The organism is Enterococcus sp. 1001283B150225_161107_E12, from assembly GCF_015556925.1.
GTDB classification, from domain to species: Bacteria; Bacillota; Bacilli; order Lactobacillales; family Enterococcaceae; genus Enterococcus_B; species Enterococcus_B mundtii.
Genome location: NZ_JADNNI010000009.1, coordinates 1 through 12,167, shown reverse-complemented (window position 1 = coordinate 12,167; position 12,167 = coordinate 1). Strand labels below are relative to the sequence as shown.

The 12,167-nt window shown below is 39.7% G+C and carries 8 protein-coding genes and 1 pseudogene; all 9 read left to right on the top strand.

Translation table 11 applies throughout. The features are described 5' to 3' along the window. Window positions 1-60: 60 nt before the first annotated feature. A complete protein-coding gene (rbsK, locus tag I2F89_RS08460; protein ID WP_195514196.1) occupies window positions 61-969 on the top strand; it encodes a ribokinase in 909 nt (302 codons plus the stop codon). 22 nt (window positions 970-991) lie between these two features. After that, window positions 992-1,387, top strand: coding sequence for a D-ribose pyranase (rbsD, locus tag I2F89_RS08455; RefSeq protein ID WP_010736652.1), 396 nt, complete (start codon window positions 992-994; stop codon window positions 1,385-1,387). A 17-nt stretch (window positions 1,388-1,404) separates the two neighbouring features. Continuing rightward, window positions 1,405-2,292, top strand: coding sequence for a ribose/proton symporter RbsU (gene rbsU, locus I2F89_RS08450; RefSeq protein ID WP_071867856.1), 888 nt, complete (start codon window positions 1,405-1,407; stop codon window positions 2,290-2,292). Between the two features lie 245 nt (window positions 2,293-2,537). Then, a complete protein-coding gene (locus I2F89_RS08445) occupies window positions 2,538-4,145 on the top strand; it encodes a PTS transporter subunit EIIC (RefSeq protein WP_229078089.1) in 1,608 nt (535 codons plus the stop codon). A gap of 1 nt (window position 4,146) precedes the next feature. Further along, a complete protein-coding gene (locus I2F89_RS08440; RefSeq protein WP_074799404.1) occupies window positions 4,147-6,177 on the top strand; it encodes a BglG family transcription antiterminator in 2,031 nt (676 codons plus the stop codon). A gap of 14 nt (window positions 6,178-6,191) precedes the next feature. Next, window positions 6,192-6,635 carry a PTS sugar transporter subunit IIA gene (locus tag I2F89_RS08435; RefSeq protein ID WP_071867859.1) on the top strand — a complete coding sequence of 148 codons (444 nt, stop codon included), beginning with the start codon at window positions 6,192-6,194 and terminating at the stop codon, window positions 6,633-6,635. Between the two features lie 156 nt (window positions 6,636-6,791). Then, window positions 6,792-9,914, top strand: a complete 3,123-nt coding sequence (locus I2F89_RS08430) for an MSCRAMM family protein (RefSeq protein ID WP_195514194.1) — start codon at window positions 6,792-6,794, stop codon at window positions 9,912-9,914. After that, window positions 9,907-11,547 (top strand): immunoglobulin-like domain-containing protein, encoded by a 1,641-nt coding sequence (locus I2F89_RS08425; protein ID WP_229078086.1) that lies wholly within the window; start codon window positions 9,907-9,909, stop codon window positions 11,545-11,547. The genes I2F89_RS08430 and I2F89_RS08425 overlap by 8 nt, the downstream gene beginning before the upstream one ends. 54 nt (window positions 11,548-11,601) lie before the next feature. Then, a pseudogene (locus tag I2F89_RS15765) lies at window positions 11,602-12,167 on the top strand (IS607 family transposase); the annotation flags it as partial.

The window sequence follows — 12,167 nt, the reverse complement described above, 5'->3', positions numbered from 1 at the left end:
GAGTTAAAACGTTTTAATAGAACGTTAAAATGATTTTCTTGTTAAAGGAGAGGGAAAACGATGAATACTGTTACAGTTATCGGAAGTATCAATTTAGATCGAACCATCCGTGTGACTTATATGCCAAAACCTGGAGAAACGATCCATACGAAAGAAACTTTTTCAGCTGGTGGAGGGAAGGGAGCTAACCAAGCGGTTGCTGCTAGACGTTCGGAGGCAAAAACTTACTTTATTGGTGGAGTGGGTAAAGACGAAGCAGGAAAAACGATGACAGAATTACTTGAACAAGAAGAAATCGATTTATCTGGTGTAGCGACATTAGAAAATCAAGCGACTGGACAAGCGTATATCATTGTTGATGACCAAGGTGAAAATAGTATCATGATCCATGCTGGTGCAAACAATGCGTTTACCGTAACACAAGTGCAAGAAAACAAAACAATCATCCAAAAAAGTGATTTTATTATTGCTCAGTTTGAAAGCGCTATAGAACCAACGATCGAAGCATTCAAAATCGCTCGAGAAGCTGGCGTGAAAACGATCTTGAATCCGGCACCGGCGCTAGAAAATGTTCCGGATGAGTTATTAGCAGTGACAGACATGATCATTCCGAATGAAACAGAAACGGAGATCTTAACAGGCATCACTATTACCGACGAAAAAAGTCTGAAAGAGGCGGCACAAGTCTTTCATGGATTAGGTATTGAAGCCGTGATCATCACGATCGGAAGTAAAGGCGCTTATTATGATATTGCTGACGGCGCTAGTGGGATCGTACCAGCTTTTAAAGTCCATGCAGTGGATACAACGGCTGCTGGGGATACCTTTATAGGCGCGATGAGCAGTGTATTAGCCAAAGACTTCAGCAACCTAGAAGAAGCAATCAATTATGGTAATAAAGCCTCTTCTGTGACTGTTCAACGTTTTGGTGCTCAACCGTCTATTCCATATAAACATGAATTAATCTGATTGCGGAAAGGATGAACAAATAATGAAAAAAACAAAAGTAATCAATTCTGATATCTCACGAGTGATTGCACAAATGGGACATTTTGATAAATTAAGTATTGGAGATGCAGGAATGCCTGTACCTATGACCACTGAAAAAATCGATTTAGCAGTCACGCAAGGGGTTCCTAGCTTTATGGAAGTCTTACGCAATGTGTTGTCAGAATTAGAGGTGCAACGTATTTATCTAGCAGAGGAAATCAAAAAAGAGAATCCTGACATTCTTTTAGAAATCCAAAAAGAAATGCCGGAGACACCGATCACGTTTATTCCGCATAGTGAAATGAAAACTGAGTTAAACAATTGTCACGCATTTATTCGCACAGGTGAGATGACTCCTTATGCGAATATCTTGTTAGAAAGTGGCGTCGTATTCTAAAAAAGGAGATGTAATAAATGAATGCAACAGCATTATTGATCGGATTAGGACCATTACTAGGTTGGGGACTTTATCCAACGATTGCTTCGAAGATCGGTGGACGTCCTGTGAACCAGATTTTGGGATCAACAATAGGAACTTTGATATTCGCACTTATTTTTGCCCTGATCAATGGCATAGCACTGCCATCTGGAATGGATCTTGTCTTTTCTATTCTTTCCGGTGTGGGCTGGGCGACTGCTCAAATCATTACTTTTCAATCTTTCACACTGATTGGCTCGTCACGTGCAATGCCTATCACCACAGCTTTTCAATTACTTGGGGCTTCATTATGGGGTGTTTTTGCGCTAGGCAATTGGCCAGGAACGACAGCGAAGATTCTTGGTGGATTAGCATTGATCTTGATTATTTTAGGCGCATGGATGACTGTTTGGACTGAGAAAAAAACCAAAGAAAATAGCAGTTTACTGAAAAAAGCGGTTTTATTATTAGCAGTCGGAGAGATTGGGTATTGGGCATATTCCGCAGCACCTCAAGCAACAACCATCGACGGAATGCACGCTTTCTTGCCACAAGCAATGGGGATGGTCTTAGTGGCGATCATCTACACCGCTGTATTAAGTATGAGAGGGCATGAAAAATCAGCATTTACGGAAGTTGTTTCTTATAAACAAATTTTTTCTGGCTTCTTTTTTGCCTTTGCTGCATTGACCTATTTGATTTCTGCACAACCAAATATGAATGGTTTGGCAACGGGCTTCATCTTGTCGCAAACTTCTGTTGTTCTAGCAACCTTGACTGGTATCTGGTTCTTAGGACAAAAGAAAACGAAAAAAGAAATGACTGTCACGATCATTGGCTTGGTCCTTATCTTAGCAGCCGCAACGATGACTGTTTTGATATAAGATATTTTGTTAGAAGTGTTATTTTAAAAAAATTGGGAAGTGACTGCGGTTACTTGCCCAATTTTTTTTGTGGAAAATAGATAACGGAAACTGTTAGAATAGAGCTATCTGAAAAAAAGCATAAGCGCAGTCTGCTGAAGTAGAAAGGGCAGGTGATCAACGTGGGGGAGAATTTGAATGCGCTTCCTGCTAATGCAGTGGCGAAATTAACCTGGTTTCGTCAATTACTACATTATTTCAAACAAATGATCATACCAAATCTAAGTATTTTTATTGCTTGGGGTTTGTTATCGATTGTAGCAAATATCGTATCAGGTGATTTGCACCAAACACTTGTCCATGTTACTGACTGGTTGATTTATCTGTTATTGCCCATTTTGATCAGTTACTCTGGAGCAAAGATTTTTGATCAAAAAGCAGCTGTAGCAGGTGGGATTGCTGTCATCGGTATGATAGTAGTTTCTGATCTTCCACAACTATTTGGCGCGATGGTTATCGGTTTGATTACAGGTGGTCTTTTTCACTGGACGGATCGTTGGTTGGCGCCGAAAATCAAGCCTGGCTATGAGATGTTGCTGAATAATTTGATGATCGGTCTAATCGGTGGCTTTGTCTGTTTGTTAGGTATACTGGTCATCCAACCACTTGTTGAAGGTAGTTTATCTTATGTTGGACGCTTTGTTTATTGGCTCATTGAACAACATTTGTTACCAGTAGTCAGTTTAGTGCTGGAACCGTTAAAGGTCTTATTTTTGAATAATGTCATCAATCACGGCATCTTGACACCTATAGGAATGGAGATGGCACAACATACGGGGCATTCGATCTTATTTTTAATGGAAGCCAATCCTGGGCCAGGAATAGGGATTTTGAGTGCATTTTTATTTGCTGGTGATCGAGAAAAAAGTGTCAAAGCAGGTGGAGCATTGATGATCCAAGCAGTGGGAGGAATCCATGAGATCTATTTTCCTTTTGTTTTGATGCAACCTGCGCTTTTTTTTGCAGTCATGGTTGGGGGAGCGACTGGAACGTTTGTGTTCCAACTATTTGCTAGTGGGTTGAATGCTCCGGTTTCACCAGGTTCATTGGTGATTATTTTAGGGAATACACCACCCTCACAATTAGCAGGTGTCATTTTAGGTATTATTCTCAGTGCGCTTGCTACATTTGTTTGTGCCATACTGTTATTGAAAAAAACGAAACCTGTGGAATCAATCCTCCAAGAAAGGAGCCAACTGATGAATCATGAAGCGGTCAACCAAATCATCTTTGCTTGCGATGCCGGGATGGGTTCTAGTGCAATGGGCGCAGCCATTTTGAAGAAAAAACTGCATGCGCAAGGGATAGATATACCTATAAGCTATACATCGATTTACGATCTGCCGAATCACAAGAAACAATTGGTGATCGTACAAAGCGCCTTTCAATCTTTGGCGCAAGAAAAAGCCAAAGAAAGTCAGATCATTGCTGTCGATCATTTTTTAGAAGTTGAGTCGTATCTACCATTGATCAAGCAGCAACTTCATGAAATAAACATTGAACCTCAGATCAAAAAACAACAAGAAGTTGAACAACCTAGAACCAGAGTTGTGTTTTTATACCAAGGAAATCGACGAGGTTCACAAACGATGGGGATGACGATTTTAATGAAGCTAGCCAAGGAATATCAGGTTGGTCTATCTGTAGAAAAAGCAGCCGTCGAAGACCTAGTACCCGAAAAAGAAGTGGTATATCTTGCGAATGAAAGTATGGCAAAGGCGTATCAACTGCAACAACAAGTGGAGCATTTGTTGATCATTGATCATTTTGTCAGTACCAAAACTTATTTATCCTTAGTAAAGGAAGTGGACTAAGATGTATTTGTCACCAAGGGAAAAAGAATTATTGACAGAACTCATCAATAGTCCAGCACCTGTTTCTATACAAAAAATGGTCAATGTTTTACGTGTCAGCAAACGGACTGTATACCGCGAGTTGGAGCAATTAGAACGATCGCTCGAGGAAGTAAATGCTTCGCTGAAAAAAATAGCCCGTGGGTCATTTACGATTGAAGCAACACCTGAAACAATGACACAACTGCGCCAACTACTGAACGAAAAAGAGATGGAACTATCGACAATCGAAAGGCAACATGCGATTTTATTAGAACTGTTACTCACGAAAGAACCATTGTCTTTAAGTTATTTTTTAGAAAAGTATTTGATTAGTAACACGACTTTTTATGCTGATATCAAGCAACTTGAAACCAGTATGAAACAGCTACCGCTATCTATCACTCGTAACCGTGGTTATGAAATCACTGGACCGGAAAAATACCGAAGATTGCTGATCGCAAATATCTTAGAGTTGGAAATCAATGCGTATGAAATCTTTCACTTGCTGGAATTTGATACGACAACGAATTTCTTTTTTCAATTTATCACGACAGATAGTTTATTACTGGCGCGTCAAGTGGTACGAGAAGAATTGGTTCAACAAAAGAAAGAATTAAGTGACCGGAAACTGGAACATTTAGTTTTGATACTCAGCATTACGATCGACCGTGTCAAAAAAAATCAAGTGCTGACGAATGAAACCTACACTGGACTAGTGAATAAAGAGTTATTACGTATCGCCAAAGCTTTATTTTCTAAAATCGCTAAGGAAACGCAACAACTTTATCCAGTCAATGAAATCGTCTTTTTTGCTAGTCTATTAAATGATTTCTCGAATTCCTTTGATCAGGATTTCTTTGAAGAAACATTTGATACGCAACTCGCTTATCTTGTGAAACAATTGATCCAAGTAGTCAGTGAAGCAACAAATAATCCATTCTACCAAGATGAAACACTCTACAAAATGTTGTTGACCCATTTATCAGGAGTATTTTCTCGAGCGGTACTTCAAGAAGAACAATTGACTAATCCAATCTTGGAAAAAATCATGGTCCAGTATCAAGAGATCGCCCAAGCCATCCGTCAAGGAATCGAGCAGATTTTTCAAGAAAAGAAACTATCCGAAGAAGAAATTGCTTATATGGTTCTACACTTTGCGAACTCATTAGAAAAAACACCAAAGGACAGCACGATCAAAATCGCCGGGTTTTCCCCTAGTGGCTTAGCTTCGACAAGTATGCTTGAGTTAAAACTAAAGAGATACTTCCCATTTGTTCAACATATCCATTTTTATCGAATCGCTGATCTAAAGAAAATCAATTTAGAAGAAGAGTATGATCTCGTCATTTCTACTTCGATCTTAAGTGGCTATGAGGGGAAATATCTATTAGTTTCACCGTTACTTCTTGAAGAAGAAATCAAACAATTAAAAGCAGAATTTGCTCGTTTGACAGCACATCGAACGGCACATATCCGGTTAGCTGATCAACCTTCTGTTATCGAAGATACTTATGAAGAAACGGTGTTGATGATGAGTAAAATCAATCAGCTACTCCAGTATTTCTTCATTCAAGAATTAGACAATCCAACGACAGTAGAAGCTACGTTGAAGGATATTTTCGACTATTTACCTACAGGGGTGGTCCAAGATAAAGAAAAAGTCTATCAGCGTTTAATGAAAAGATATCAACAAGCGCCGATCGGGTTACCTCATACCAACATGGGGCTTTTCCATACCTCTAGTTCTGAGATCACGGAACCTTTATTCTGTATTTTTCAATTGAAGCAAGTATTGGAGATCGAGGGAATGGACAAAACGAAAGTTGATTTATCAAGAATGTTAGTGATGCTAGCACCTTCCCCTATTGACGAAGCTACTGGAAAATTACTTGGAAAAATAAGTGGTGCATTGATCATGAATGATTTGAATACTGAGATTTTTCGATCAGGAAATGAGGCAATCATCTATCAGTTGTTATCTAAAATTTTGATCGATGAAATAAAAAAATAAAGGGGGCTCTATTGATGCTTGAGATTTCATCTGAACATATTTGGTTGAACCAACAGTTTGGTAGCTGGCAAGAAGCCATTCAGCAGATTGGTGAACAACTACTTGAAAAAGGAGTCATCCAAAAGGAATATATCGATGCGATGGTTGCTCGCCAAGAAGCAGCAAGTGTCTATATCGGCAACTTTGTGGCACTTCCACATGGAAAAGCAAAAGATGAACAGATTGTTGAAGAGGGTATTTTTTTGTTCCAAGTACCTGATGGCGTTGACTTTGGTATCGACGAAGAAAAGAAAGTCGCAACGATTTTATTTGCAGTGATCATGCGAGAAAACCAACAATTAACAAGTTTACAAGAACTTGCCTTTTTTTGTTCCGATGTCGATCAAGTGATGGCATTGAGCGATGCCCAAACAGTAGAGGAAATCCAACAAATCTTAAAACAAGCTGAGGAGTTTTGACGTAAAATACGCGACGACCAATCAATTGATTGGTCGTTTTTTTTTCTATTTTTTTGGGAGAATCTCGCCAAAATCGTAATTATATAGTGAAGGAGGTGCGAGGAGAAGACATCACGTTCTCAGTTGATTTATCTCACTAAGGAAAGGAGTCAAAGAATGAAGAAATCCTCTGAATCACTATTTTTGATGCTACCGATCATTATTTTAATCACGATTTTTTTTCAAATGAAAGTAAGACCAGTCTCGGCAGAAACATTGCCTGACCTCCCCACGTATCAACAAATCACTGCATCAGACCCCAATCAAACTTTACTTACAGCTGAACAAACAATCCCACCAGATAATAGCTGGACAAGTTTCAAAAAAAACTATCAATTAGTCCAAAGGGCCAATGGGAAATTGATTACTATTGGCTCGACGAATTATATTGAAGCGGCGATCCATGAACATTCTCCAAGATTGGCTGATCCATTTGCAAATGAAAGTGTCGTTGTTGATCCAGCAATCCATATCCCTCATATCGATATCCATCTATCTAATGGTGGCAGAGAAATTGGTTGGTACGGCAAGCGAGTGAAGGGAGAGATTGCGCTTTGTCTGGAACAAGGAGTAGCGCTGAATATCGGAGAAAATAGCGGGTATAATTCAAGTATTCAAAATACAGAATTATTGAAGAAAATTTCTTTGATCAAATACTATGGGGTAATTGCGACAAACTACACGATGGAAAAAGAATTGATGACTCAACTCCTTGCTTGGGAGCAACAAGGAATCACCCCCACCAGTATTTCTGGTGTTTTGACAATGAACGATTACCAAACATTCAAACGAACAGTGATGGAACAAGTGGAACGGTTCTATACCCAACCGAGTTTTGATGGACAAATATTGGATATAAAAGCTGGCGAAAGCCAAACATTGACCGACACAACAGGAGCATTTTCGAATTATAGCTCATCGCCTGTTCAACAAATCAATGGAGTAACCATTGAAAAGCAAGGGAATCAAGTAACTGTCACTGCATCGAAAGAGGCGCCGGCGACAAGTGAGATCGCATTTGATTATCATATCCCCAGTAGTTATCAAGGAGCAATCGTCGTGTACCAACATCCTTATACACAAAATATGGTAGTCGGTAGAGTGCCGCAGCTGACAAGAACTTCCTTTCAGTTACGCGTGCAAAAATATGGACATGCAGGTATCCGCAAAGTCGATCAACAAACAAAACAACCATTAGTAGGCGCCGTTTTTCGTTTCACGACTGCGGATGGACAGATAAAAGAATTGACGACAGATTCTGATGGTGTTGCTATTTGGCATGATCTACTCGTTGATACGGTTGTTACGATTCAAGAAATCAAAGCGCCAGAAGGCTACGTTTTAAATCCAACGCCCCAGACTGTCACTGTCAAAGTGAATGAATTGACGAGTATCACATTAGCTAATCAAGAACAGACAGCTAATTTGATGGTCATCAAAGAAGATGCAGAAACAGGCAATCAGCCTCAAGGAGGTGCCCAATTGATCGGAGCTGTCTATAAATTAACGGACAAAGACGGAGAAACAGTTGCGGAATTGACGATGGAAGAGGTTAATGGAAGTGCATCAGCTGAGCTAAAAGGGTTAAGACTAGGAACCTATTATTTACAAGAGACCATTCCACCGAAAGGCTATAACTTAGATCCGACGATCTACCCTATACATTTGACCTACGCAGGACAAAATGAAACAGTGGCTATCCATAGTAAAACAGTCACTGATCGCGTCATCAAGGGTCATGTCGAAGGGTATAAATTTGGTTCAAAACCTCTTATCCCCACTTCTATCTTCGAAATTTTACACGCATTAACAACCAATCAAACGAATCATAAACCACCACTCGAAGGAATCGAACTAACAGCCACCGCTCATACCACAGGAAAAGAATTTGTCCAAGTCACTGAAAAAAACGGCTACTTTAAATTTATAGATTTACCCTATGACACGTATACGATCGCTGAAACAAAAGGAACGGATGGCTATTTGATCATTGAACCATTTGAAGTGACGATCAGTGAGGAAGGTTATACACATTTCTTTTTATTAGAAGATGAAATCATCGAATCACGCGTACATCTCATCAAGATCGATCAAGAAACAGGACAACAAATTCCCTATGCTGGCGCACAATTCAAGATTTTTGATACTTGGGCGAATGATGGACAAGGGGCATTTGTAGCAATGACGCGTCCGAATGATACAGAAAAAACTGAGATTTTTGAAACGAATCAAAAAGGGGAATTAGTGACAACTGAGAGCTTACCTTGGGGCGTGGATCGCTATGAGCTTCATGAAGTCAAAGCGCCAGAAGGCTATCTCCCGTTAGAAGAACCATTGATTTTCAGTGTAACAGTGGAAAATCATAGTGCATTGATTCGCTTAGAAGTCCCTAACCGTTTAGCAAGACAACCCATTGAGTTGATCAAACGAGATCGCTTGAATGAACAACCTTTGGTGCAAGTACCATTTGGCCTATATCAAGTAGAAAAATCAGAAAATGGCGAGGAAAATCTTCAATTTATTGAAGAATATCTCACGGATGATGAGGGGAGAATCGAAGTAGGCGATTTGCCCTATGGCACCTATCAATTTATTGAAGGAAAACCATTAGAAGGGTATTTACCATTAGAAGAACCTTTAGACTTTACAGTAACTGTTGAAAAAGATGGTGAGTTGATCGTATTAGAAGCCTATAACGAACGAGAAAAATTAGCATTGACGAGTTTGTTCACATCTCTCGATGGAAGCAAGGAGCTTGACCCAACCAAAGACAATCAATTAAAAGACGTAGTCTGGATCAAAGGAGCAGCCATTGAAGTCGGTCATACGTATACCGTAGTGACGCAGTACCGAAAAGGTGACACCGGAGAAGTCATCAACGAAGCAATCTCAACCTACACAGCAAAGAGTAAAGAAGATCAGTTTGAAGTTTTTCTGGAAATGAAAGCCAATACGCTAAAAGCCAATGATCAGCTGATTGCCACTCATATTTTGTACTACGAATCTGAACAAGAAAATGAGGTTGCACGTGAAGATGATCTGACTAATCAAGAGCAGACTGTTTATTTCAATACACCAAAAAACGAGAAAAAAGAAGAAGCGAAAAAGCAGGATAATACTCGGAATTTACCTAAAACGAATAGTCGTACTTCTGTCTCTCTAGTAGGGCTAGGTAGCTTATTTCTAGGAGTGAGTGGTGTTTTGATCTATCAACAAAAAAGGGGTGGGTTGAATGACTAAAAGGAAAAAATACATGAGATTTGGCTTGTTCATATTCAGTTGTTCAGTTGTTTTATTAGTTACTGGTTGTAAACCACAACAAACAGAAGTCTCACCAACAGTGGGGCCCGCTTCAAACAAAACGAAACAGGCAATCAAAGTGAAAACACCAGAGGAGAGCCATCTGAAAAAAGAAGAGAACTCTTCTCAGTTGTTTGAGTTTGCTTCTCAATTTCGAAAACCATTGACTCTCCCCGCTGAAGCAACGATCAAGGATGAAACCAATCAGCTGAGGATCGCTTACCTTGAAGCAACAACAGTACCTCAAAGTCTAGAAAATTCAGTATCAAGAAGCAATCTCACGCATCGCCTCGCAGAAGACGAACAAAAAGTTACGCTATCGGAGGTTGTAGCAATTCCAGAGAGCGACAATCACTGGCAAAGTCCCTACGTGCATGTAAACGACCCATTGCAGATCTTACCAAGAGGAACAGCAATTGATCCCTTTACCTATTTTACTGTTGTTCAAGGAAGTGATCCCGTTCCAGTGATCCATTATACGCCCGTCAATCCTAACGAATCTGGCTATCAAGTGATGCAGATCACAGCAACTGATTCAAAAGGGAAAGTGAGTGTTGCGACAGTCACCTTTCTGTTTAATCACTCCCCGACCATTCAACAAGTAAGACAAAGTGATCACGCCACGATCGGTTCAAGTATTGACTTATTGGCTGGCATTTCCGCTCACGATGAAGAAGATGGTGAATTGACCGCAGAGATTCAAGTGAAAACCACACTCCAGACAGAAAAAGAAGGCAGTTATGAAGTGATTTATTCTGTGACTGATCAATTTGGAGCAAGTGCCAAGCTGATAAGTAATATGACGATCACCAATGAAGCACCAATAATCGCGGGGCCGAACCAGCTCGTTTTACCTGTTGATCAATCATTCTCTTTATTTGATTATTTCTCCGTAAATGATCAAGAAGATGGTGCCATCAATCTTACTTCGGAAAACATCTTAGCATCCGATCTTGTCCCCTATGTACCAGGAAACTACTTCGTAAGAATTGGGAATGTCGTTGATCGGTATGGCAAAAGAGCGGCAGAGCGAACGATCCGTGTTCACTTAACAAATGAAGCGCCGACGATTACAAATACGCATATGACTCTTCCTGTATTTAGTGAACTGAATAAAGAAAGCTATCTAGCAAAACTAGTTCTTGCAGATCGTGAAGATCCGGTTGAGCAATTACATGTGGCAATCGATCTGCCATTTTGGGAGAAAATCGACACTTCCCGATTAAATACCTATCGTTTTCCTCTTCAAGTCCAAGATACACATGGAGGCATCACCAAAACCTTTGGGAGCATCCAAGTAATCAATGAACCACCTGTATTTTCTGGGATAGAGGATAAGAGAATCATTGTAGGCGAAGAAAAGTCAGATTTATTAGCAGGGATCTCCGTGTCGGATCGTGAAGAGAGGATAGGCATAGAAGATGTTGAGATCATAGAAGAAATCGCTTGGGATACACCTGGAACCTACCCTGTTTATTTGACGGTCAAAGATACATTTACAGAAACGACAGTATCTTTTCATGTCATTATTCAAGACAACGATCCAGAAATGCCAGAGAAATTGAGCGAATAAGGAGAAACTAAACAGCAGTGATTTTTATATACAAATATCCACAAAAGTAGTTTTATGTGCTGTGGTTTTTATGAGAGGAGAAATAATGATGGAGCACCAAAGCATATGGCAGAAAGATTAGGGGGTTCTGTGCAAACGCTACAACGTTGGGCTAACGATGGTATGTTAAAAGCACATCGGACACCAAAAAATCGAAGATAGTATACAGAAGACCAGTATTTAACTTACATCAAAGGCAATAAAACAAGTGGCAAAAAGAACATTGCTTACGCTCAAGTGTCTAGTGTCGGACAAAAAGATGACTTGAACAATCAAGTGGAGTTTTTGAGAAATTATGTAAATGGAAAAGGCATAAATTTAGATGATGTATTTGTGGATATTGGCAGTGGTCTTAATTACAAGCGCAAAAAATGGAGTCTGTTGTTAGACGAAGTAATGGCGGGAAACATAGACACCATTTATATCACATCCAAAGATAGATTTGTACGGGTTAAAAACATGGGCAAAGTTTCGTATGACGATTATTGTATGTTATAACCCAGATTATAGCCACAACAGGAATTAGTTGAAGATTTAATTTCAATCATTCACGTTTTTAGTTTCCGTATTTATGGAACTAC

Coding starts and splice junctions, on each gene's coding strand:
- I2F89_RS08425 (WP_229078086.1), top strand. CDS start 9,907: ATGACTAAAAGGAAAAAATACATGAGATTTGGCTTGTTCATATTCAGT.
- I2F89_RS08445 (WP_229078089.1), top strand. CDS start 2,538: ATGATCATACCAAATCTAAGTATTTTTATTGCTTGGGGTTTGTTATCG.
- I2F89_RS08440 (WP_074799404.1), top strand. CDS start 4,147: ATGTATTTGTCACCAAGGGAAAAAGAATTATTGACAGAACTCATCAAT.
- rbsU (WP_071867856.1), top strand. CDS start 1,405: ATGAATGCAACAGCATTATTGATCGGATTAGGACCATTACTAGGTTGG.
- I2F89_RS08430 (WP_195514194.1), top strand. CDS start 6,792: ATGAAGAAATCCTCTGAATCACTATTTTTGATGCTACCGATCATTATT.
- rbsK (WP_195514196.1), top strand. CDS start 61: ATGAATACTGTTACAGTTATCGGAAGTATCAATTTAGATCGAACCATC.
- rbsD (WP_010736652.1), top strand. CDS start 992: ATGAAAAAAACAAAAGTAATCAATTCTGATATCTCACGAGTGATTGCA.
- I2F89_RS08435 (WP_071867859.1), top strand. CDS start 6,192: ATGCTTGAGATTTCATCTGAACATATTTGGTTGAACCAACAGTTTGGT.